The organism is Marinobacterium stanieri (genome assembly GCF_900155945.1).
GTDB lineage: Bacteria > Pseudomonadota > Gammaproteobacteria > Pseudomonadales > Balneatricaceae > Marinobacterium > Marinobacterium stanieri.
Window position 1 is genome coordinate 191,485 of the sequence record NZ_FTMN01000008.1, and the last position, 22,196, is coordinate 213,680.

Consider the following 22,196-nt stretch of genomic DNA (forward strand, 5'->3'; position numbering starts at 1 on the left):
GCTCAAGCCTCAGTCAACAGAAACCGGCTCAGTGCCTCTTTGGCCTGAGATGATAGCGGCTGGGATTTGCGTGTTGTTTCGTTCATCTGCACGATGATTGTCTCAGCTGTGGCGACGCACTGCTCGTTCTGATAAAGCTGTTGATAAAGCGTCATTGAGCTGTTGCCGACTTTCAAAACGCCTGTGCCGATATCCACACGTCCTGGCCAGCGGACCTCACCCAGTAACTGCAGGTCCAGTTTGGCGATCACATAGACGGCACCCTCTGCCACCAGCGGGGCTTCGGCATCGTAGAGCATCTCGGCACGGCCCGTTTCCAGAAAGGTGGAAAACACGGCACTGTTCACGTGCCCCTGACTGTCGGTATCGGCAAAGCGCAGCTTGTCGTAGGTCTGCAGGGGGAAATCGCTGAGTGTATGCGTCATAAGTCTGTCCTTGAACATCAGCAGTTAGGATCAAGCGAGTCGTAGAGCGTCGCACAGCCTTGGCTGCAAGTCATTACCATTTCACGACAGTTCCATATCCGATCACAAGCCTAAAGCGAAAGCCCGTAGGTGGGTTTATCCCGATCCAGCTGGCGCAGAAGCTCGCTGATAATGTGCCGAACTTTCACCATTTCGGGCCTCTCCTCTCGGTCGATGCGGGACCAGAGTGCCAGGTCACGCCGGGGGCCGGGCTGGCCGTCCACTTCCAGCAGTTGCTCCGGTGATACCTGGCCGGTCATCAAGGTCAGGCGTGCCGGCAAACGCACCAACAGGTCGGTGGTATTCAGCAGGTGCAGCACCGAGTGTATGCTGCCGGTTAGTGCCATGCGTGCCGGCAAGGGGGCGGTCAGGTTTTCTTGAGTATCGAGGAAACCTGCGCTGGCGCCCGCAATCATCCAGTTGTGTTCTGCCAACTGGTTGGCGTCTATCTGTGTGTGAGTACTTACAAGCTTGCTCTTGCGGCCGGCAAATACACCGGTGCGATCCCGGAACAGGATGTCACGATTCAAGCGCCCCTGGGATACGGACAGATGGGCATGAGAAATGAGGAAATCCAGCTCTCCCGCTTGCAGCAACTGGATCTGGGTGGCAGCCGATGCCGTCCTCAGGTGAAATACGTAGCGGCTTTCCTGCAGAAGTGCGGAGGTCATCTCCTCCACCGCCGCGAACTCCCAGAGTGGGTCGATCCCGATCACAAACTCCTGATGGTAGCCACTGTGCCATTGCCGGATCACTTCGTCGCCATGATCGGATTCGGCCAGAATGCGCTCCCCGATCCGGGCCAGCCGCGCACCGATTTCGGTGGGTTCCACTCCGTAACGGGAACGGGTGAGTAAGGGAGCGCCCACTTTCGCTTCCAGCTGCTTGATACTGCGGGTCAGTGTCGGTTGGGTCACATAGAGGTGCTCAGAGGCACGACTGATTGATCCCTGTTTCACGACAATCGCCAGTTGTTTCAACAGGTTGGGGTTCATGTATGCAAATTCTTTTTATCTGGGTATAAAAATCTATTTTTGCTGATATCTGAAGCTGTTTAAAGTCTTTCCCATAATAATGAGAGGAGAGTACCCCATGCAGTTTCACGTTGATGGTTTCTACCCGGGCGACCCGCGTTTTTCAGACCCTCAGGACCGAGTTGTTCCTCCGCCGATTAAGCGTCCCTTGCCGGAAAAGGTCGATGTGCTGATCGTGGGCTGTGGCCCGGCCGGGTTGAATCTGGCGGCACAGCTGACCAAATTTGCCGGTATCCAGGTGGCCATTATTGATCAGAAGGACGACAGGCTATTGGTTGGGCAGGCCGATGGCATTGCCTGCCGTACGATGGAGATGTTCCAGGCGTACGGCTTTGCTGATCAAATTATCCAGGAAGCCTATCAGGTCAATGAAGCGGCCTTCTGGAAACCTGATGTTGACCAGCCCGGCCATATTACACGCAGCAGCAAGGTGCAGGATGTGGCCGATGACCTGTCGGAAATGCCGCACCTGATCATCAACCAGGCCCGTGTGCACGACATGTTTCTGGATGTGATGCGCCAAAACCCCGGTAAGGTGGAGCCCCATTACCAGCGTAAACTGCTGGAACTGGAGGTTGATCCCGATGCCGGGGACTACCCGGTGACGGCGCGAATCGAACGGCTGGTGAACTACTCCCAGTACTCGCAGGAGATTGAAACCGTTAAAGCCCGCTATGTGGTGGGCTGTGATGGCGCTCGCTCCAATGTCCGAACGGCCATTGGCAAGGAGCTGGTGGGTGATGCACTGAATCAGGCCTGGGGTGTGATGGATGTGCTGCTCAATACTGACTTCCCGGATATTCGTCTGAAATCGCTGATCCATTCCAGTCACGAAGGCAACATGCTGATCATTCCGCGTGAAGGCGGCTACATGGTGCGTATCTATATTGAGCTGGACAAACTGAAAGCAGGCGAGCGTGTGGCCCGTGATCAGATGACCCCCGAGGTGCTGATCGCAGCCGCCAACCGCATCCTCCAGCCCTACAGTATCGATGTAAAAGAGGTGGCCTGGTGGAGCGTGTACGAGATAGGTCAGCGCATTACCACTGCGTTTGATGATTCTACCGATACCCGCGCGGCTCGGGTATTTTTGGCAGGAGATGCCTGCCACACCCACAGCCCTAAAGCGGGACAGGGGCTGAATACCTCGGTGATGGATACCTGGAACCTGGGCTGGAAGCTGGCGCATGTGCTCACCGGTCGTGCGGATGAGTCAATTCTGAAAACCTACTCCGATGAGCGTCGTGAATACGGTCAGGCACTGATCGATTTTGATCGCGAGTTCTCGCGTATGTTCAGTGCCAAGCCCAGATCGGCTGAAAACCCGGACGGTGTCGATCCGGAAGAGTTTCAGCGCTATTTCCAGCTGTTTGGCGAATACACCGCCGGCGTCTCCATCCAGTACCGTCCTTCCATTATGGTCGGTGAAGGGCAGCATCAGGCGTTGGCCAAGGGTTTTACGGTTGGTAAGCGCTTCCATTCGGCCCCTGTTGTGCGCCTGGCGGATGCCAAACCTGTGCAACTGGGACACTGTCATCTGGCCGATGGTGCCTATCGCCTCTACGCCTTTGCCGGTAGTGCCGAGCCCATGTCAGAGAACTGTGGCGTGAAGGCACTCTGTGAGTTTCTGGACAGGGATGAGCGTTCTCCGCTGAGGAAACACACGCCCGCGAATGCGGAGCAGGATGCGGTGATCGATGTGCGGGCGATTTTCCAGCCGCATCATCAGACGATTGAAACCGGCAGCCTGCATCCGCTGCTGACGCCTGAGAAAGGCAAATACGGGCTGCGTGACCATGAAAAGGTGTTCACGGTGGATAACCGACCGTCGTCATCCGGTGGTGGCATGAACATTTATGAGATGCGCGGCATCGACAGGGAGAAAGGCTGCATCCTGATCGTGCGACCCGACCAGTATGTTGCTGAAGTATTGCCACTGGACGATTATGCCGGGGTGGCCAACTTCTTTAGCAGGGTCCTGCTGGACGCCTGATTAGACTCCTGTGTGAGACTACGAAAAAGGCCGGAACATTTCGCATCCGGCCTTTTCATATCGTGAGCTGAAGGGCTTCAATACTCTTTCAGTTCTTCGTAGGGCAGCCCCACATACTGTTCGGCAATGACCTTGCGGCCGTGCTCCGAGTTCAGGTAGTAATCAATCTCGGAGGTCATGAAGCGGCCGAACATCTGGCCTTCCAGTCCGCTGTTGCTCACCTCGGTGCCAAAATCGTGCATCATGTTGGTCATCCACCAGCTGAAGCGCTCGCCGTTCCACACCCGGCGCAGGGCGATCTCGGAATACTGCTCGATATAGCGACGATCACCGGTTTCATATACGCGGGTCAGAATCTTGTACAGGGTGGCCACGTCTGATGCGGCCAGGTTCAACCCCTTGGCTCCGGTGGGCGGGACGATATGTGCAGCATCGCCTACCAGAAAAAGGTTGCCGTACTGCATGGGCTCACAGACAAAGGAGCGCAGCGGGGCGATGCTTTTTTCCAGACTGGGGCCGGTCACCAGTTTGGCCGCAATTTCTTCAGGCAAGCGTTTCTTCAGCTCGTTCCAGAAATCGTCATCCGACCAGTCTTCAGCCTTGTCGGTCAGAGGCACCTGCAGGTAATAACGCGAGCGTGTAGTTGAGCGCTGGCTGGCCAGGGCGAAGCCGCGTTCGCTCTTGGCGTAGATCAGTTCATCGTGGCAGGGCGGAGTGTCAGCCAGCAGGCCCAGCCAACCGAAGGGGTAGACGCGTTCAAATTCGGTACGTACATCTTCCGGGATGGTCTGGCGGGATACACCATGGAAGCCGTCACAGCCGGCAATGAAGTCGCAGTCCAGACGGTACTCTTCGCCGTTGTGCTCAAAAGTGACAAATGGCTGATCGCTTTTGACGTCATGGGGCTGAACCTGGGCAGCTTCGTAATAGGTATCCAGTCCGGCTGCCTGACGTGCTTCCATCAGGTCGCGCGTGATCTCTACCTGTCCATAGCACACCACCACATCACCACCGGTGAGTTCTTTCAGGTCGATGCGGGTGCGCGTGCCGTCCACCACCAGCTCCACACCTTCGTGGACATGCCCTTCGGCATCCATGCGTTCGGCGACACCGGCTTCACGCACCAGATCGGCGAAGCCCTGTTCCAGAATACCGGCGCGGATACGGCCCAGCACATAGTCCCCGGTCACGCGTTCCAGAATGATATTGCTGATACCCTTGCGTGCCAGCAGCTGTCCCAACAGCAGACCGGAAGGGCCTGCACCAATGATGGCAACCTGAGTCTGAATCGTCTTCATGGCGTTCTCTTATTCTTGGTTAATATGAATCGCGTATGGCCTTCATGATCGGGGATAGTGGTCAGACGATGAATGGAATAAAGCAACGCTTGCCGGTACTTTTTGAACACTTGAGGGACGTGGGAAAGGGAACAGTCCTAACCGAAAAGGCCCCGTGACAGTTGCCTGTCGACGGGGCCTGGAAGGTGGAGCTTTCGAAAGCTCTGTTTACTGCGCGAAATAGTCCAGCGCCAAGACGTAGCCCAGCGTACCCAGACCGGCAATCACGCCTTCGGCACGGCTGGAAACATAGGAGTGATGGCGGAAGGCTTCACGCTTATGGATATTGGATATATGCACCTCTACCACCGGACCTTCAAAGGTGTTGAGCGCATCCAGAATAGCTACTGAGGTGTGACTATAGGCGGCCGGGTTGATCACAATACCGGCGGCTTGTTCACGCGCCTGGTGAATAATATCCACCAGCTCCCCTTCGTGATTGCTCTGGAAAAACGCAATCTCCAATCCGAGTGCATCCCCTTTTTTTTCCATGCGCTTCTGCACATCGGCCAGGGTTTCATGGCCATAGATTTCCGGCTGGCGCTTGCCCAGCAGGTTCAGATTGGGGCCGTTCAACACATAAATCAGCTTGCTCAAAATCCGATCTCCAAGTTAATAACCAAACAGGCGTGGCAGGAAGGTTACGGTGTCGGGGATGAAGGTGACAATTGCCAGAACGGCCAATTCAACCAGGAACAGCGGCATGATCTTCCTGGAGATGGCACCAACCCCCACATTGGCGATGGAGTTCGACACGAACAGACATATCCCCATGGGCGGCGTGACCAGGCCTATCATCAGGTTGAAAATCACCACAATGCCGAAATGAACCGGGTCCAGCCCCAGCTGCATGGCGATGGGGTGCAGAATCGGCAGCAGGATCAGCATGGCGGCAATCCCTTCCAGGAACAGCCCGATCACCAGCAGAATCATGTTTACCGCCAGCAGGAACATCCAGGGGCTCGAGACCTGCTCCAGCACGATCTCACTGACTTTCTGCGGTACCTGCGAGAAGGTCAGCAGCCAGTTGGCCACTGAGATCACCGCGATAATGATCAGAATCACCGAGGAGTCACGCATGGCCCGCACAAAAATGCTAGGCAGCTGGTTCAGGTGCAGGCTTTTCAGGATGAACATGCCGGCAAAGAGGGCATAGCCTGCCGCCAGTGCAGCTGCCTCTGTCGGTGTCACGATACCGGTGAGGATTGAGCCGACAATGAAGATCGGCATGAACAGCGGAATCCAGGCATCCTTGAGTGCGATCAGACGTTGCTTGAACGGCATACGCGGATGCTGGGGCGCATAGTGGGCAGCCTTGATACGGACATAGATGGACAGGCCGACAGCCAGCAGTAACCCTGGTACAACACCGGCCAGGAACAGCGCTGGCACGGACACGCCCGACGTGATCAGAGCATAGATAATGACGGGGATACTGGGCGGAATCATGGGGCCGATCACGGATGAAGCGGCGGTGAGGGCTGCGGCGAAGTCACGCGGATAGCCCTCTTTTTCCATCTCGGGGATGAAGATGCGGCCCAGTGCCGAGGTGTCGGCAACAGCGGAGCCGGACAGGCCGGCGAAGATCACCGAGGCCCAGATGTTGACCTGAGCAAGGCCCGCCTTCATGTGACCGACACAGGCATTGGCAAACTTGATGATACGACCGGTGATACCGCTCTCGTTCATCAACTCACCGGCCAGCACAAACAGGGGAATCGCGAGGATGGCAAAGGAATCCAGACCGGAGAACAGGCGCTGACTGATCAGGCTGATGGGAAAAGGTGTCTGGGTCAGGTAGCCAGTGACTGCCAACAGAATGGCAAACGCAATGGGGCTGCCGATCAGCAGCAGAAACAGGAGAATCAGAAAACCGGTCATATCATTCTTCGCTCTGTGCTTGCTTGGCGCGCAGGTGGTCGGGCAGCTTGAGCAGTGCCGCAATGGCCAGGCCCACGCCGGCGACAATCATGGCGGACTGGAACAGGCTCATGGGGAGTCCGGTGCCGGGCGCATCGATACCGCCGCGCTTGAGCACAAACTGATAGCCGGACCAGGCCACGATAATGCCGGTTCCCAGTGCAATCAGGTCTGATGCCAAATGGAGCAGGCGCTTCACAAAGGGCGGTACGCTGTGCTCCAGAAAGCCGAATTTGATATGCAAATCCTGCAGGTAACACAGAATCGTGCCGAACATGGCGCCATAGATCATGGCGTAGCGGGCAACTTCTTCACTCCATTGAATCGGGTAGTTAAGCAGGTAGCGGGACAGGCTGCTGCACAGCACGACGGCGAAGACGATGAACAGAGAGCCCCCTGTCAGCCAGGCCAGCAGCTTGGAATATAGAAGTTTCATCGGACTATCCAACACATAATAGGGCGTCAAAAAACCGGGAATGGATGGGGCTCCATCCCCGGTTTTTGTTAATTACTTCCTGTGGCTGGAAGTTTAGTTGGATTCAGCGGCCTTGACGGCGTTCTGGGCTTTATCGATCCAGCTGCTGTCGATTTCGCCTTTAAGCCACTCGATAACTGCGGGCTGAGCGGCCTGGCGGAACTGGGCCATCTGGTCAGCCGTCAGTGAGGTGATCTCCATACCTTCAGCTGCCAGTTTGGACAGGCCTTCGGCAGAGTTGAACTGCTGGATGGCACGGCCAACGGTGCCGGCAACCTTGGAAGCGCGGTCCACGATGGCGCGATCAGCATCGGACAGGCCCTGATAGATATCATCGTTGATAACCAGGAAGTCGGTGCCGTACACGTGTCCGTCCAGGGTCAGGTAGTCCTGCATTTCATAGAATTTGGCGTTGTAGATAACGCCGACCGGGTTTTCCTGACCATCGACAACACCCGTGGTCAGTGCGGAGGGCACTTCAGGCCAGGCGATTGGTGTGGGCTCACCGCCCATGGCTTTGACCATTTCCACGTACAGCGGCGTGGTCATCACGCGAATCTTGAGGCCATCCAGGTCGGCCGGGGTTTTGATCGGGCGCTTGGAGTTGGTGAAGTTACGGAAACCGGTTTCACCGTAGGCCAGGGTGCGCAGGCCGGTTTTGCTCTGGCAGTGCTGGCTCAGGTTTTTGCCGAACTCACCGTCCAGTACTTCCCAGGCGACTGGTGCAGACGGGAACAGGTAGGGAATCTCCAATACGGCAGCTTCCGCGCAAAGCTTGGAGAAGGCGCCGGACACCATGGCCATGCTCAGTGTTCCGTCCTGTGCGGACTGCAGCAGTTCGGTTTCACCGCCGAGCTGACCGGCCGGGTAAACGTTCACCTCAATACGGCCGCCACTTTCGGCTTCGACCAGGTTTTTGAACACCTGAGCAGCAGCGCCTTTCTTGGAGGAGGTCCACTCCTGAGGATCAACATGGCCCAGGGTAAGGGTGAGATCGGCAGCCTGTGCCTGGAAGGAGATAGCAGCGACCGCAGCCGCAAGTCCCAGTTTTATTTTTGTTGTGGAAATTTTCATGCTTCGTTCCATCTCTGTTTGTTGGGCAGGTATGCCTGCTGATTGTTGTTTTGGGTCGATCAACTGTCCGAATCGATAGGTTGGAGGCTAGCAACAGGATTGGGTGAGGTCAATATTATGGGGTTAAAAGAAAAATATCCTATACTTTTGCGTATTGTTCCTTTGGCTAATTAACTACTAATAGGTCATAAATCCAAAATTTGTCAGCAATTTTGCGATTTTAAGCGGTTTTTTGCGGGAAAAATGTAGCACTGGCACGGAACCGGTTGGAAAAAAGCAGTTGTCATTAAGTGTAAAAATATAGGATGATTTTATAAATATCCTATCAATGGGGCGGATGAGTGCCTTCCGTACATCCGAGAGGCCAGGCCCACAACAGAATAATAAGCGGACAGCCCTGCTACAGGCTGTAAGGGGACTGCCGCATGCACGATGGAGACACAAACATGTTGAAGCTTGGCCTGATCGGGCAGTCCATTGCTCAATCCCGAGCGCCTGCCCTGCATACCATGCTGGGTGAGTTGCATGGACTGGAGGTGAGCTATGCACTGCATGAGCCCAAAGATGCCAGCTCTGGAGCCTTTGCTGACACACTGCGGGAGCTGCAACAGGCTGGTTACCGTGGCTGTAATGTCACCTTTCCCTACAAACAGATTGCCGTCAGCCATGCACAGCAGATGAATAAAGCGGTGCAGCGGGTAGGATCCACCAACACGCTGGCCTTTGGCGAGCAGCTGTTTGCCGGCAATACCGACTACACAGGTTTCATTCGTGGCTATCAGGCGCGCATGGGCGATAAGGCTGCCGGCTCAGTGCTTCTGCTGGGCGCAGGTGGTGTCGGGCGAGCGGTTGCCTTTGCATTGCTGGAGCTGGGTGCCACGGAAATTGCGGTGTATGACCTCAGCCATGAAGGGGCCGAATCCCTGGTCGCAGCGCTCTGTGCAGCCGGTATCAAGGCCACTGCCGTCAGCGACGATAAACTGGGGCAGGCGGCACGGCAGGCAGACGGGCTGATCAACTGTACGCCGATTGGTCACTACAAGACGCCGGGCATTCCGCTGCCTGCCGAGTACATTCAGGGACAGCGCTGGGCCTTCGATGCGGTCTACACGCCGCTGGATACGCCGTTTCTGGTGGCTGCCAAGGCGGCCGGTCTTGAACTGGTTACGGGGTTCGACCTGTTCTTTTTCCAGGGGCTGGATGCGTTCGAAATTTTTGCTGATATGAAGGTTGATCCGGCACGCGTACTGGAGCCTTTCAAGGCGCGTTTTGACATCAAGAGTGCGCTGATCGACTGATCTAGCGGTTTTGTGGTTTTGCGGTGCTCAAGCCAACGTGTATCGGTTGCAATGTTGGTTGCTTGGGGTGGCAGGTACACCCCTTTTTTATATGAGGTACGGCGCCGTTCCGGCAAAGGTGGCGCGACGCTGGGCCTGATGTAGTAACATACCGCCGGTTGGTGACATTCATTTTGCAGGACAGAGTATGAACAGCGACCTTGATCGCAAACTTGTAGGGCAGTCAGCGTACGAGCAGTTACGCAATGACATCATGAGCGGTAGCCTGATGCCGGGTGAGAAGCTCAAGCTGAATGCGCTCAAGTCACGCTATAGCGTGAGTGTGAATACTCTGCGCGAGACCCTGATGCGCCTGGTATCCGATGGCTTTGTCGTTGTTGAAGAGCAGAAAGGCTTCAAGGTTAAGCCGGTATCCGTTGCCGATCTGGAAGAGTTGATCGAGCTGCGTGTGGTGCTGGAAACGCTGGGACTGCGCAAGTCCTTTGCCAACGCCGATACCGGCAATCCGGTGGAATGGAAAGCACACCTCATCAGCGCTCACTACCGACTCAGCTGCATGGAAAAGCTGATGATGGAAGACGAGACAGTCAATGTCAGCGAATGGGAAAGGGTCGACCGTGACTTTCATATGGCGATTGTATCCAATTGTGGCTCCAACCAGCTGATCCGCTATCACGCCTCCGTGTTGGAGCAGTTCATGCGCTATCAGCTGTTGGCGCTGAAGAAGCGCCCCTTCCGTGGTCAGGAGGTCGCCGATGAACATCGTGCCCTGCTGGACTGCCTGGTAAATGATGATGTCGAAGGCGCTGTTGCGGCGCTGGAAGCCCATATCCGCAAGGGCAGTCAAGTCCCCGTATAAGCCTGTTCAAGGCTGGCTCACCCTCCTGTAGCTGATTTATCGCTATTCCGAACATGCAGGCCGCTCTGGCGAGTGGTCGTGTGTCGCGTGCCTGCTTGGGCTGTTTCCCCCTGTACACAACACTGAGTTATCCACATACCGACACCAGGCAGGTGCTACTGGGTGCCGCTGTTTGTCTGAGTGCAATCGATGTCTTTGTATCCTATGATTTATAAAAATATAGGGTATTATTGGTTTTGTCAGATAATTAAAACAAGATGCCAGCGGCTGACCAAAGGACGGCAGGCTGGTGAGCATCTGCACAATCGGGGTAGCAAACAATGAAAACTGCACTGGCGACAGTAACCCTGTCCGGCACCTTGCCAGCCAAACTGGAAGCTGCTGCGGCGGCCGGATTTCAGGGCGTCGAAATCTTTGAAAATGATCTGCTGCAATATGAAGGCTCGCCAGCCGATGTTCGGCGTATGGCTGAAGGGCTGGGGCTGGAGATCATCGCTTTGCAGCCATTCCGCGATATGGAAGGCATGCCCGAGCCCTACCGCAGTCAGAAATTCCGCTACCTGCAGCGCAAGTTTGCCCTGGCTCATGAGCTGGGCACCTCGCGTCTGCTGATGTGCAGTAACGTGTCACCTCATGCCAGCGGTGACCGCGAGCAGTGTGCAGCCGATCTGCATGCCCTGGCGGACATGGCAGCTCAGGAAGGGCTGACACTGGGGTATGAGGCCCTGGCCTGGGGGCGCTTCATAGCCGACTATGAGGATGCCTGGGATCTGGTCAAACGTGCCGACCATCCCAATCTGGGGATCAACCTGGATACCTTCCACATGTTTGCCCGCGGTAATACCCTGGATTGCCTCCGGGATGAAATTCCGGTGGATAAGATTGCACTGGTGCAGATTGCCGATGCACCGATCATGCAGATGGATGTGCTCCAGTACAGCCGTCACTTCCGCTGTTTCCCCGGTCAGGGGGATCTGCCGGTGGTGGATTTTGTGCGTTGTCTGCAGGACAAGGGCTTCAACGACTACCTGTCGCATGAAATCTTCAATGATGAGTTCCGCTCTTCGTCGGCGAAAGAGAAGGCGGTTGACGGCATGCGCTCGATGATCTGGCTGCAGGAGCAGGCGTCACAGAAAGAGCCGGAGCAGGCCAGTGAGATCACCGATATCGAATTCGTGGAGTTCGCTGTTGAAGGCGATACGGGAGAAGAGCTGATTGGCCTGCTTAACCAGCTGGGCTTTCGGGAAACCCATCGCCATCGCTCGAAAAATGTCAGCCTCATGCGTCAGGGTGACATCAACCTGATCCTCAACCGCGAGCCGGAGAGTCAGGCACATGAGCATTTTCAGCGTCACGGGGTGTCCGTCTGTGCGCTTGCTTTCGCCAGCAGCAATCTCAAGTCGACCCTGGCCCGTGCCGACCGCTATCACCTGCAGCGCTTTGAGCATCAGGCCGGTCCCGGTGAGCTGAATATACCGGCGATTCGAGGCGTGGGTGACAGCCTGGTGTACTTCGTCGAACGCAACGGCGCTTATCGTTTCTTCGATATCGACTTTGTTCCGGTTGAAGCTGAGCAGGAACAGCTGGGGCTACAACGCATTGACCATATGGGGCAATCAGTCGCCAAAACCGATTTCCTGTCAGCCTCGTTCTTCTACAAATCCCTGTTCGATTTTGATATTGAACCCAGCCAGGACCTGCCCGACATCTTTGGTCTGGTGGTCAGCCGCACCGCTAAAAGCGCCAACGGCCGGGTGCGTATTCCGATCAACATGACAGACGCCCGTGAGGCATCGCCGCAGCGCTTTATTCAGCGTTCCAAGGGGGCAGGCTTCCAGCAGGTTGCCTTCGAGTGCGAGGATATTTTCAAGGCAGCGGCCGGTGCCGGGCCCGAAAATCTGCTGCCGATTCCGGCCAACTACTACGACGATATCGAAGCGCGTTTTGCGCTGGAGCCAGCGTTTGTGGCCAAGCTGAAAGCTCACAACCTGCTGTATGACCTCAGCGAAGAGGGCGGTGAGCTGTTCCACTTCTACACCCGGGAAACCCACGGGGTGTTCTTTGAAGTGCTGCAACGCACTGGTGGCTATAGCCGCTATGGTGAGGCCAACGCGCACATACGTCTGGCGGCGCAGTCGCGTCAGTATGCGTTGGCGCAGGCCTGATTTCTCCACACCGCCCTCACTCGAGGGCGGTTACCCCTTTCCCTATCGATCGCCTCAGGTCAGCAAACCAATCATCAGTGTCAGCGTAAAGAAGGACATCAGCGTGGTGATGATCAAAATGCTGGCGCTGGTTTGGCCAAAACCGTAGTTACCGGCAATGATCGGGAAGACGCTGAACATGGGCATGGAGGCGAGCAGCAGCATGGAAAGCCTCAGGTCCGGGTCCATCCCCGGTACCAGCATCAGCAGCAGGAACACCAGCAAGGGGTGCAGCAGCAACTTGCCCGCTACGACCGCCGGAATAGCCGAGACATTACCTCGAATGGACGTACCCACCAGAACACCCCCGATACTGAATAGCGCGACCGCTGCCGAGGCCTGAGCCAGCATGCTGAGGGTCTTGTCGATGACCTGAGGGATAGGCAGCTGTAGCAGTGAAACCAGCATGCCGGCACCGATGGCCAGTACCAGCGGATTCTTCAGCACGCGGGCAAACACGGCAGTGAAATGCTGGCGTCTGGAGGTGGCGTCATCCCGTCCACCCGATTCGATAATGATCAGTGCCAGTGGAATGATCAGCAGATTCTCCACCATCAATGACATGGCAAACGCCTGCGCGGGCGGCTCGCCAAAAACCTGCAATAGCACCGGATAGCCGATAAAGGCACTGTTGGAGACGGCCATACCCATGCCTTTTACGCCGCTTAACGGCAGCGTATTGCCCACCAGTTTGCGGTGCAGGGTGACGCCAATCAGCAGTGCCAACAGGGATGCGGTGGCATACACCAGCAGATAGCTGGGCTCGATGACCTCACTGAACTCCATGCGCGACAGCGTCCCGAAAATCAGTGCCGGCAGGCTGAAATAGAGTACAAAACGCCCCATGCCCGGGGCAGCAGCTGCGGGCAGAATGCCGCTTTTGACAGCCAGGTAGCCCAGGCCAATCAGGATGAAAATGGGGGCGGTAATGGACAGCACGCTCAGCATGCAGCAACTCCTTTTGTGTCAGTTGTATCAGGGTGTACCAGAGGCCGCTGACGCGGTGATGACACTAACCTGTCAGGCCTGTTCACGGTGTTCCCGGAAGATACTAGGTGTAGTCCCCACCCGCCGTTTGAAGAAACGGGCGAAATAGGCCGGGTCGGCAAAGCCCAGCTCATAGGCGATCAGGGATACCGGGGCCGAGGAGTATATCAGCATGCGCTGGGCTTCCAGCGCCAGGCGGTCTTGCAACAGGTCACCCAGGCTTTTTCCGGTCGTGGCTTTGCAGGCCCGGTTGAGGCCAATCGGAGTGGTACACAGGGCATCGGCATAGAACTGGGACGGCAGATGCTCACGGTAGTGCAGTTCAATCAGTTCGCTCAGTTGCTGATAGCGGGTATCGTAATGTCCCTCGTGGCGCTGGCGATGGTGGGCGTGCAGGTGACGCCCCAGCTTGATCAGCATGGCGAACAACAGGCACTCGAACAGCTGCTGCTTGCCCGGTTCATTGTTGTTGTATTCGTTCAACAGCTGATTGATGGACTGGTCGATAAACTGTCTGTCTTCAGGGTGGCTCTTTAACCTTATCACCTGTGCCGAGCGCATGAGTTCATCATGGACGGCCGAGTTACGGCTCAGCCGTTCATCACTGAGCAGCAGCTGAGACAGGGTAATGACATAACCGAGAGTGACATCGCGCTCGAACTCAAAACCATGGGGCACCGAGGGCGGCAAGGTAAACAGGCAGGGCCCTTCCAGACAATGCTCCTGACCATCAAGGTGTGCCTTGACCTGGCCATGGCTGACATATACCAGCTGGTACATGCGCGGGTGTTGGTGAATACCAATATTCCAGTTGAACAGGCGGGCGCGGGACTTGATGTCCTCAATGTGGAAAAACTCGGGATCCTGCTGGGAAGGGGCTTCCCGGTAGAGGGCATAGGTTGAGATACCTGCCTTTGATGGGCGATGACCGCTGTCTGGTCGGGTGGTAGAGGGCATGCCGGGTGCCTCCTGTGAACAAATACTGACCCCGGAGACCGGGGTCAGTCAGGTGAGGACTAGAGTAGCCCCAGAGCCAGTGCCGGGAAAGTGATCAGCAGAGCCAGGCGGACCAGATCGGAAATCACAAAAGGCATGACCCCCTTGTAAATGGAACCGATGGACACGTCCTTGGCAAAGGCCTTTATCACAAACACGTTCATGCCTACCGGAGGTGTGATCAAGCCCAGCTCCACCGTAATCACGGCGACAATGCCGAACCAGATGGGGTCAAAGCCGGCGGCTTCCACCAGTGGGTATACCACGGGCACGGTCAGCAGCAGCATGGCGATACTGTCCATGACGCAGCCGAGCAACATAAACAGCACCAGTACGCAGATCAGAATCATGAACGGTGTCAGCTGAAGGCTATCTACGAAGCTCACAAGCTCGAAGGAAATTCGGGAGACACTGAGGAAATACCCGAAAATCTCTGCACCGATAATCATGAAAAAGATCATCGCCGAAGTGGTCAGGGTTTCCTGAATGGCGCTGCGAAAACCTTCAAAGTTCATCCCGCGAATGACCGCCATTACCAGCGTGGCAAAGGCTCCGATGGCAGCGGCTTCGGTCGGCGTGAAAATACCCAGGTAGATACCACCAATGATGATGGCGAATACTGCCGAGAAGGGGACAAGTCCCTTGAGCCCCAGCAGTTTTTCTTTCAGGGAAGTCGCCTCACCCGGTGTGGCCAGTTCGGGCTTGAGTTTGACCAGTACACTGATGGTCACACAGTAGAGCACCAGGCCGAGAATGCCCGGAATCAGGCCGGCGATGAACATGTCACCCACCGACTGTTCGGTGATCAGGGCATACAGCAGCAGCGCAATGGAGGGCGGAATCATGATACCCAGGGTACCGCCGGCAGCCAGAGTACCGGTGGCGAGAGAATCAGCGTAACCATGCTTGCGCATTTCCGGCAGGGCTACGCGTGACATGCTGGCCGCAGTCGCTACTGAAGAGCCCGAGATGGCGGAGAATATGCCGCAGGACAGGATCGCCGCCAGGGAAATACCACCACGCCAGGCACCGAACAGGGAGCGTGCGCCACTGAACAGCTGGTCCGACATCTTGGCCCGGGAGGCAAACACGCCCATCATGATGAACATGGGAATGGGGCTGAAGCTGTAGTTGGAGAGGGTCTCGAAGGGGCCTCCTTCCAGAATGGCCATGGCCGGATCAAAGGCGATAATCCAGGCAAAGCCGATAAAGCCAACAGAAGCCATGGCCAGCGCGATGGGTGCGCGCAGGGCCATCATGACCAGCATCAAGGCGATGCAGGTCAAACCGATCATGGCAGAACTCATGCGTTAAACCCCATTGCAGTGCAGAAGCGTCGTTGTGCCGTCAGCAGGGCGCGAATACCCAGCATGGCGGTGCCAAAAACGGTGGCTGCGTAGATGTAACTCATGGGCACCAGCAGATCCTGAGTGGTCTCGCCGGTCATGTTGGCGGCATGGATCGCTTCAAAAAAGCGGATGGTCATACCCAGCGCCAGTAACATGTAGCCCAGAAAATAGATGCCTTCGAGGAAGGCTTTCTTGCGTTCACTGAGTCGTTCGGTAAACAGGTCCACCACGACCTGAGAACGGTCAACACAATAGGGCAGCGAATACAGAATCGTGAACAACAGGCCGAACTTGATGATTTCGATGCCACCAATGAAGGTAAGATCGATGCCACCGTCGGTAACCCCGAACAGGAAGCGGGTGGTGACGTCCAGAAGGACCGTCACCATCATTGTCACGATCACAACGCCACTCAGCTGCATCATCCAGAAGGCGATGGCATCAATCAGGTGTGCGATCTGTTTCATGTTTGACTCCAGGGCGCAGGCTTACTGACAGCTGTCAGCCAGTTCGAGTGCACGGGCGTACACCTTGCGTGCCGGGAGACCCTTGTTTTCCAGTTCGGCCAGGTAGTTTTCGGTTGCCGCGGCGACGACCGGTTTCCAGGCCGGGTTATCCACACCGCCTTCAATGGTGAGGATTTCATGACCGGCATCCACAGCATCTTTACGGCCTGCTGCATCCTGCTGGTCGAACACCTTGCCGGCATTAGCGGCCCAGAGCTGACCCGAGTTGTCATCGATCACTTTCTTCAGGTCATCCGGCATGGAGTTGTACACACGCTTGTTCATGGTGACCACGAACGACAGGCTGTAGAGACCCACTTCTGTGTGTTTGGTGGCCAGTTCATTCAGGCGGAAGGATTTCTGACCTTCCCAGGGCAGGGAGACGCCATCAATTACGCCACGCTGCATGGACTGGTAAGACTCGGGTGCCGGCATGCCCACCGGCTGGGCTTCAACCTCTTCCAGAATCTTGGCGACCACCGCAGTGGGGCGACGGATACGCATACCGGCCAGGTCAGATGGCTGCTCGATCAGCTTTTCCTTGGTGTGAATGTGACCCTGACCGTGGGTGAACATGAACAGCGGTTTGGTTTCCTTGTACTCGTCGGCAACCAGGCCTTCATCGTACAGGGACTGGATCACACAGGAACCCTGCTGGGCATCGGTCACGATACCGGGCAGTTCCACGATCTGGGTCAGCGGGAAACGGTTGGCAGTATAACCCTGCACCGTGGCGCTGATATCGGCGATGCCATTGGCGGCTGCATCATACAGAGCCGGTGGTTTGGCCAGGGTGGAGGAAGGGTAGAGCTCTACTTCAATGCGACCGTTGGAGTCGGCTTTCACCTTGTCGGCCCAGGCAACGAACACCTCTTTATGGGGGGCCGCAACGGGCGGGAAGAAGTGAGCAAAACGCAGGGTGTAGTCAGCCGCCATGGCGGTGGGTGCGGTAACGGTTGCAGTGGCAGCCAGAGCAGCCGAGAACGCAGCGGTCTTGAGCATCTTTTTCATGGGTGGTTGCCTCGGTTTTTATTGTGTTTCTTTTTGTCTTTATTGCGTGCTTGTTATATCGAGCGTTGTTGCAGCGGTGTACGGGTGGAGCCGGTTCGCCTGTTATCAGGCGAACTCTTCGGTATCGATTTCAGCCTGCTGGGCCGCGCTGTAACGTGGGCCATGCACGGTGCTCTGGTTAATCAGCGCATCCAGGCGCGCCACCAGTGCCCCGTCCAGGCTGACCTGATCTGCCAGCAGGTTTTCCTGCATATGCTCGACCGAGCGTGTTCCCGGAATGGGAATGATGTGATCGCCCTTGGCCTTGAGCCAGGCCAACGCCAGCTGGGCGGGTGAGCAACCTGCTTCCTCGGCGATGGCAACATAGCCGCTCAGCAACTGCAGGTTCTGTGGGTAGTTGTCCTCATTGAAACGTGGCATGTTGCGGCGAATGTCCTTTTCCACCAGTGACGTCACATCCTGCAGGGTGTTGGTCAGGTAACCACGGGCCAGCGGACTGAAGGCAACAAAGGCGGTACCGCTGTCGCGGCAGGCATCCAGTACGGCAATCTCGGCGTTACGGGACCAGAGTGAGTACTCGGTCTGCAGCGCCGCAATCGGGTGCACGGATTGGGCGCGTTTCAGGGTTTCGGCCGACACTTCCGACAGTCCGATGGCGCCGATCTTGCCTGCCTTAACCAGCTCCGCCAAAGCGCCTACACTCTCTTCGATGGGCGTGTTGAAGTCGCGACGATGCAAGTAGTAGAGGTCGATATGATCGGTCTGCAGGCGGCGCAGGCTGGCTTCACACTGAGCCTTGAGTGTCTCCGGGCGGCCATCAATCTCCTTGACGCCACTTTCCTGGCCGATGCCCATGCCGCACTTGCTGGCCAGAAACAGGGACTGGCGCTTCTCGTTCAACGCCTTGCCGACCAGCGTCTCGTTACGGCCACCACCATAAAGCGTGGCGGTATCGAAGTGACGGTAGCCCATGTCGAATGCCTGCTGCAGGGCGCGAACTCCTTCAGCTTCCGAAACGGGCGTTCCGTAGGCATGGGACAGGTTCATACAGCCCAATCCAATGCCGGGGGGGTTGAAGTCTTGGCTCAGCAGCTTGCTCATATGAATATCCCTGTGTTGTAAAAATCAGGTCCGGAAAGTCGAACCGCTTAGCGGTCCGCTTCCAGGCACTGTTCCAGCTGGTGCAGGGTTTCCATGGCCGGCAGACACTGGGCCACGCTGGAGTTAGGTTCACGGCCTTCCTGAATGGCAGCGATGAATTCACGGTCCTGCAGCTCGATACCGTTGTTGGAGACTGCAACACCGGTCAGGTCGATCTTGTTCTCGTTGCCGTCAAAGAGATCGTCGTAACGGGCGATGTAGGTACCGTTATCGCAGATGTAACGGAAGAAGGTGCCGAAAGGACCATCGTTATTGAATGACAGGGACAGAGTACAGAGTGCACCGCTGCCGGTTTTCATGCCGATGCTCATGTCCATGGCGATGCCCAGATCCGGGTGATGCGGGCCTTCCAGTGCCTGCACCTTGGTGGCGGCTTCACCGGCCTGATACTGGAACAGGTCCACGGTATGGCAGGCGTGGTGCCATAGCAGGTGGTCGGTCCAGGAGCGCGGCTGACCCTTGGCATTGGTGTTGGTGCGGCGGAAGAAATAGGTCTGAACATCCATCTGCTGGATCTTCAGTTCACCGGCCTGGATCTTGTTGTGAATCCACTGATGGCTGGGATTGAAGCGGCGGGTATGGCCGGCCATGGCGACCAGACCGGTTTTCTGTTGGACTTCGACCAGCTTGCGGGAGTCTTCGATGTTGTCGGCCATGGGAATCTCGACCATCACATGCTTGCCGGCTTCCAGGCACTGAATCGCCTGAGAGGCATGCATCTGTGTCGGGGTGGCCAGGATCACGCCATCCACATCGTCACGGGCCAGGGCTTCCGCCAGATCGGTGGTGTAGTGCGGCACGCCACGCTCTTCGGCAAACTCACGAATCACGTCGATTTTTGTACCCACAACCGAGGTAACGGTCGCGCCGTCGATCGCATCGATGGCGTCCATATGTTTCATGCCAAAAGCGCCGCTGGCGCCTGCAACACAGAGTCTCATCAGCTTGTCTCCTGCTACTCAATGCAAAAATTCTGTTGTCCGCTGGCAGCGACTGACTGCCTCGAGACGTTAGATTAGTACAGGAAATCTAACACCGACCTCGGCAACTGAGTAATTGAATAATCTCTTCAGGTATTCAATTTTTGCAAAGCAGGGTGGTTTTGCTAGATGTCGGAGTAGCGCAAGGCGGCCTCTTTCAGCATCTCCAGAAAATGACTTTGTGTGGGTGTGGGCTGCCAGTCACGACGTACCGTAATGCCGATAGGCCGGCGTGTGTGGCTCAGGGAGAAGGGGATGACACTGAGGATGCCCTGACGTAATTCATGCTCCACCTGATGGGTGGAAATCAGGGTCAAACGGTCACTGCCTCTTAAAAGTTCTCGAATAAGTATTTGTGAACTGGTTTCGACGAGGCGGGTGGGGGTGGCAATGCCCCTGTCACTGAACAGGGTATCAAAAAATGCACGTGTAGGGGTTCCACTGCGGGGCACAACCCAGCTGCACTGGGCCAATTGCTCCAGGCTGAGCGCACTGGCCTTGCGCAGCGGATGGTCCTTGCGTGCCACGATAGCCAGCGGTGGCGACAGCAGCTCTTCCTGGATGATGTCGTCGGCGGGCGGTGGAAAGCGCAGGGCACCAATCAACAGGTCCAGATCGCCTGAGCGCAGGTGGAACAGCAGGTCATCATAGGGAGCATCAACCACATTGAGACCTATATCCGGATGCGCTTCGCTGAAGCGGTTGATTACATCCGGGAGAATCGAGGTACGGGCCAGGGGCATGCTGCCCATGACGATCTTGCCCACCTCCCGAAACTGCAGGGCGCTGATCTCGTAGAAGCCCTGTTCAATTTCGGAAAAGCCCAGCTTGGCCGCACGGGACAGAATCTCGGCGGCGCGGGTGGGCACTATACCGCTGCGAGTCTTTTCGAATAATGTGATACCCAGCAGACTTTCCAGCTCTCGTCCGGCCCGGTGCAACGATGACTGTGACAGCTCCAGATGACGGCTGGCGACACTGAAACTGTGGCTCTCGGTGACGGCTATAAGCGCCCTCAGTTGCGTCGTGGTGAGCAGGGGCAGCAGTTGTGCCGGGCTGCCCGTTTGCGCCTGGCTGCTCTTCAGGGCAGCACGGATACCTCGTTCCAAGTAGTCCATGCAACGCCCCACACGGTTACGCCAGACCTCGCCCGATGGCGTCGGAAACATGCCGTTGGAGTGGCGCTCGAACAAGTCCGTTTCCAATAAAGCTTCCAGTTTTCCTATCGCCTGGGTAATCGCCGGTTGAGACAGAAAAACCTGAGGCGCAGCCTTGCTGATACTGCGGTATTTGGCGACTTCCATGAATACGCGCAGGTGTCGCAGGTTGGGCATTGAAAACTGCATGGCGGCTCCGGAAAGGTTGAGTTATCGACGAGGCGTTCTCAAAAATCAATAGTATTGCGGTCAAATTGAAATGGCCAGTCTCCATTTTAGTGCCAATACTAGGGGGCATCAGGAAACGCTGCGTTCATTTACGTGATTCAGTCGTGCGATTCAGTTAAAGCAATTCTATTGAAGGTTGTCTGAGATGATTATCGATTGTCATGGTCACTACACCACCACGCCGCCGCAGGTAGGTGAGTACCGAGAAAAACAAAAAGAAGCGGTCGCCAAGGACCCCGATTTCATCGGTGAGAAAGGTCAGATCATCATCAGTGATGATGAGATCCGTGAAACCATCGAAAAGAACCAGCTGCGCCTGCAGCAGGAACGCGGCACCGACCTGACCATCTTCTCGCCGCGTGCGAGCTGGATGGGTCACCATATCGGTAACGAGCATACCAGCCAGTTCTGGACCGAACATCAGAACGATCTGATTCGCCGCGTCTGTGATCTGTTCCCGAAAAACTTTGCCCCTGTTGCGCAGCTGCCGCAGTCGCCGGGTGTTGATCCGGCCAAGTCCGTACCTGAAATCGTGCGGACCATTGAGCAGATGGGCTTTATCGGCATCAACCTGAACCCGGACCCCAGTGGCGGTCACTGGAACGGTTCCTCTTTGGCGGACCGCTCCTTCTACCCGATCTATGAAAAGATGGTCGAGTACGATATCCCGGCCATGGTGCACGTGAGTGCGGCCTGCAACGAGTGCTTTCACACCACCGGCTCACACTACCTGGGTGCCGACACTACCGGCTTCCAACAGCTGATGATGTCCGATGTGTTCAAGGACTTCCCCGAGCTGAAAATCATTATCCCGCATGGCGGTGGTGCTGTTCCCTATCACTGGGGCCGTTTCCGTGGCATGGCGCTGGACCAGGGCTTCGAGCTGGAAGAGCGCGTACTCAACAACATCTACTTCGATACCTGTGTGTACCATCAGCGCGGTATCGACCTGTTGCTTGATATTGTCCCCACCAAGAACATCCTGTTCGCCTCCGAAATGATCGGCGCGGTCCGCGGGGTCGACCCGGAGACAGGTCATTTCTTCGATGACACCAAGCGTTATATCGACGGCAATACTGCCCTGACTGCTGAGCAGAAGCAGGAGATCTTCGAGCACAACAGCCGTCGTGTATTCAGTCGCCTGCAAATTCCGGCCTGAGGGA

Annotated in this window: 20 protein-coding genes; 5 read left to right on the forward strand and 15 right to left on the reverse strand. The window is 56.4% G+C overall.

Annotated features, from left to right (window positions below):
- Nucleotides 1-2: 2 nt before the first annotated feature.
- Nucleotides 3-425: an acyl-CoA thioesterase gene (locus tag BW956_RS17035; protein ID WP_010322716.1), complete on the reverse strand. Its 423-nt coding sequence runs from the start codon at nt 423-425 to the stop codon at nt 3-5.
- Between the two features lie 110 nt (nt 426-535).
- Nucleotides 536-1,459: a LysR family transcriptional regulator gene (locus tag BW956_RS17040; protein WP_076464563.1), complete on the reverse strand. Its 924-nt coding sequence runs from the start codon at nt 1,457-1,459 to the stop codon at nt 536-538.
- A 97-nt stretch (nt 1,460-1,556) separates the two neighbouring features.
- Here BW956_RS17040 and BW956_RS17045 point away from each other — a divergent pair, with 97 nt between their 5' ends.
- Nucleotides 1,557-3,491, forward strand: a complete 1,935-nt coding sequence (locus tag BW956_RS17045) for an FAD-dependent monooxygenase (RefSeq protein WP_076464566.1) — start codon at nt 1,557-1,559, stop codon at nt 3,489-3,491.
- 77 nt (nt 3,492-3,568) lie between these two features.
- On the opposite strand, the gene pobA is transcribed toward BW956_RS17045, so the two are convergent.
- From pobA to BW956_RS17070, 5 genes are all read right to left on the reverse strand, one after another.
- Nucleotides 3,569-4,780, reverse strand: coding sequence for a 4-hydroxybenzoate 3-monooxygenase (gene pobA / locus BW956_RS17050; protein WP_217695147.1), 1,212 nt, complete (start codon nt 4,778-4,780; stop codon nt 3,569-3,571).
- Between the two features lie 216 nt (nt 4,781-4,996).
- Entirely contained in the window at nt 4,997-5,425 is a 429-nt protein-coding gene (aroQ, locus tag BW956_RS17055; protein ID WP_076464571.1) for a type II 3-dehydroquinate dehydratase, read from the reverse strand.
- A 15-nt stretch (nt 5,426-5,440) separates the two neighbouring features.
- Complete coding sequence (locus BW956_RS17060) at nt 5,441-6,709, reverse strand: TRAP transporter large permease (protein ID WP_076464574.1); 1,269 nt, start codon at nt 6,707-6,709, stop codon at nt 5,441-5,443.
- A 1-nt stretch (nt 6,710) separates the two neighbouring features.
- The gene (locus tag BW956_RS17065) at nt 6,711-7,184 is read right to left on the reverse strand and encodes a TRAP transporter small permease (protein WP_076464576.1); all 474 of its coding nucleotides are present in this window, start codon (nt 7,182-7,184) and stop codon (nt 6,711-6,713) included.
- Between the two features lie 93 nt (nt 7,185-7,277).
- Nucleotides 7,278-8,297, reverse strand: a complete 1,020-nt coding sequence (locus BW956_RS17070) for a DctP family TRAP transporter solute-binding subunit (protein ID WP_076464579.1) — start codon at nt 8,295-8,297, stop codon at nt 7,278-7,280.
- A 446-nt stretch (nt 8,298-8,743) separates the two neighbouring features.
- Between BW956_RS17070 and BW956_RS17075 the strand changes: the two genes are divergently transcribed.
- The 3 genes from BW956_RS17075 (at nt 8,744) to BW956_RS17085 (ending at nt 12,619) form a co-directional block, all read left to right on the forward strand.
- Nucleotides 8,744-9,595, forward strand: a complete 852-nt coding sequence (locus tag BW956_RS17075) for a shikimate dehydrogenase family protein (RefSeq protein ID WP_076464582.1) — start codon at nt 8,744-8,746, stop codon at nt 9,593-9,595.
- A 187-nt stretch (nt 9,596-9,782) separates the two neighbouring features.
- Complete coding sequence (locus BW956_RS17080) at nt 9,783-10,454, forward strand: GntR family transcriptional regulator (protein ID WP_076464585.1); 672 nt, start codon at nt 9,783-9,785, stop codon at nt 10,452-10,454.
- 320 nt (nt 10,455-10,774) lie between these two features.
- Nucleotides 10,775-12,619 (forward strand): bifunctional sugar phosphate isomerase/epimerase/4-hydroxyphenylpyruvate dioxygenase family protein, encoded by a 1,845-nt coding sequence (locus BW956_RS17085; protein WP_076464588.1) that lies wholly within the window; start codon nt 10,775-10,777, stop codon nt 12,617-12,619.
- Between the two features lie 54 nt (nt 12,620-12,673).
- Here BW956_RS17085 and BW956_RS17090 read toward each other — a convergent pair whose 3' ends face one another.
- From BW956_RS17090 to BW956_RS17125, 8 genes are all read right to left on the reverse strand, one after another.
- A complete protein-coding gene (locus BW956_RS17090; protein WP_076464591.1) occupies nt 12,674-13,606 on the reverse strand; it encodes an AEC family transporter in 933 nt (310 codons plus the stop codon).
- Between the two features lie 72 nt (nt 13,607-13,678).
- Nucleotides 13,679-14,602 carry a helix-turn-helix domain-containing protein gene (locus tag BW956_RS17095; protein WP_076464593.1) on the reverse strand — a complete coding sequence of 308 codons (924 nt, stop codon included), beginning with the start codon at nt 14,600-14,602 and terminating at the stop codon, nt 13,679-13,681.
- Between the two features lie 59 nt (nt 14,603-14,661).
- Nucleotides 14,662-15,948 carry a TRAP transporter large permease gene (locus BW956_RS17100; protein WP_076464596.1) on the reverse strand — a complete coding sequence of 429 codons (1,287 nt, stop codon included), beginning with the start codon at nt 15,946-15,948 and terminating at the stop codon, nt 14,662-14,664.
- Nucleotides 15,945-16,457 (reverse strand): TRAP transporter small permease, encoded by a 513-nt coding sequence (locus tag BW956_RS17105; RefSeq protein WP_076464599.1) that lies wholly within the window; start codon nt 16,455-16,457, stop codon nt 15,945-15,947. The genes BW956_RS17100 and BW956_RS17105 overlap by 4 nt, the downstream gene beginning before the upstream one ends.
- Before the next feature lie 21 nt (nt 16,458-16,478).
- Complete coding sequence (locus tag BW956_RS17110; protein ID WP_076464602.1) at nt 16,479-17,507, reverse strand: TRAP transporter substrate-binding protein; 1,029 nt, start codon at nt 17,505-17,507, stop codon at nt 16,479-16,481.
- A gap of 105 nt (nt 17,508-17,612) precedes the next feature.
- Nucleotides 17,613-18,608 (reverse strand): aldo/keto reductase, encoded by a 996-nt coding sequence (locus tag BW956_RS17115; protein ID WP_076464605.1) that lies wholly within the window; start codon nt 18,606-18,608, stop codon nt 17,613-17,615.
- Nucleotides 18,609-18,655: 47 nt separating this feature from the next.
- On the reverse strand, nt 18,656-19,609 hold the full coding sequence (locus BW956_RS17120) for a Gfo/Idh/MocA family oxidoreductase (protein ID WP_076464607.1): 954 nt from the start codon (nt 19,607-19,609) through the stop codon (nt 18,656-18,658).
- A gap of 164 nt (nt 19,610-19,773) precedes the next feature.
- Complete coding sequence (locus tag BW956_RS17125) at nt 19,774-20,994, reverse strand: LysR family transcriptional regulator (RefSeq protein ID WP_076464609.1); 1,221 nt, start codon at nt 20,992-20,994, stop codon at nt 19,774-19,776.
- Between the two features lie 184 nt (nt 20,995-21,178).
- Between BW956_RS17125 and BW956_RS17130 the strand changes: the two genes are divergently transcribed.
- Nucleotides 21,179-22,192: an amidohydrolase family protein gene (locus BW956_RS17130; RefSeq protein ID WP_076464612.1), complete on the forward strand. Its 1,014-nt coding sequence runs from the start codon at nt 21,179-21,181 to the stop codon at nt 22,190-22,192.
- The last annotated feature ends 4 nt before the right edge of the window (nt 22,193-22,196 follow it).

What these genes read in the sequence shown, in the direction of transcription:
- BW956_RS17065 (WP_076464576.1), bottom strand. Translation starts at nt 7,184, where the DNA reads ATGAAACTTCTATATTCCAAGCTGCTGGCCTGGCTGACAGGGGGCTCT.
- BW956_RS17040 (WP_076464563.1), bottom strand. Translation starts at nt 1,459, where the DNA reads ATGAACCCCAACCTGTTGAAACAACTGGCGATTGTCGTGAAACAGGGA.
- BW956_RS17085 (WP_076464588.1), top strand. Translation starts at nt 10,775, where the DNA reads ATGAAAACTGCACTGGCGACAGTAACCCTGTCCGGCACCTTGCCAGCC.
- BW956_RS17080 (WP_076464585.1), top strand. Translation starts at nt 9,783, where the DNA reads ATGAACAGCGACCTTGATCGCAAACTTGTAGGGCAGTCAGCGTACGAG.
- BW956_RS17105 (WP_076464599.1), bottom strand. Translation starts at nt 16,457, where the DNA reads ATGAAACAGATCGCACACCTGATTGATGCCATCGCCTTCTGGATGATG.
- BW956_RS17060 (WP_076464574.1), bottom strand. Translation starts at nt 6,709, where the DNA reads ATGACCGGTTTTCTGATTCTCCTGTTTCTGCTGCTGATCGGCAGCCCC.
- BW956_RS17075 (WP_076464582.1), top strand. Translation starts at nt 8,744, where the DNA reads ATGTTGAAGCTTGGCCTGATCGGGCAGTCCATTGCTCAATCCCGAGCG.
- BW956_RS17130 (WP_076464612.1), top strand. Translation starts at nt 21,179, where the DNA reads ATGATTATCGATTGTCATGGTCACTACACCACCACGCCGCCGCAGGTA.
- BW956_RS17090 (WP_076464591.1), bottom strand. Translation starts at nt 13,606, where the DNA reads ATGCTGAGCGTGCTGTCCATTACCGCCCCCATTTTCATCCTGATTGGC.
- BW956_RS17100 (WP_076464596.1), bottom strand. Translation starts at nt 15,948, where the DNA reads ATGAGTTCTGCCATGATCGGTTTGACCTGCATCGCCTTGATGCTGGTC.
- BW956_RS17115 (WP_076464605.1), bottom strand. Translation starts at nt 18,608, where the DNA reads ATGAGCAAGCTGCTGAGCCAAGACTTCAACCCCCCCGGCATTGGATTG.
- BW956_RS17125 (WP_076464609.1), bottom strand. Translation starts at nt 20,994, where the DNA reads ATGCAGTTTTCAATGCCCAACCTGCGACACCTGCGCGTATTCATGGAA.
- BW956_RS17120 (WP_076464607.1), bottom strand. Translation starts at nt 19,609, where the DNA reads ATGAGACTCTGTGTTGCAGGCGCCAGCGGCGCTTTTGGCATGAAACAT.
- BW956_RS17035 (WP_010322716.1), bottom strand. Translation starts at nt 425, where the DNA reads ATGACGCATACACTCAGCGATTTCCCCCTGCAGACCTACGACAAGCTG.
- BW956_RS17070 (WP_076464579.1), bottom strand. Translation starts at nt 8,297, where the DNA reads ATGAAAATTTCCACAACAAAAATAAAACTGGGACTTGCGGCTGCGGTC.
- BW956_RS17095 (WP_076464593.1), bottom strand. Translation starts at nt 14,602, where the DNA reads ATGCCCTCTACCACCCGACCAGACAGCGGTCATCGCCCATCAAAGGCA.
- BW956_RS17045 (WP_076464566.1), top strand. Translation starts at nt 1,557, where the DNA reads ATGCAGTTTCACGTTGATGGTTTCTACCCGGGCGACCCGCGTTTTTCA.
- BW956_RS17110 (WP_076464602.1), bottom strand. Translation starts at nt 17,507, where the DNA reads ATGAAAAAGATGCTCAAGACCGCTGCGTTCTCGGCTGCTCTGGCTGCC.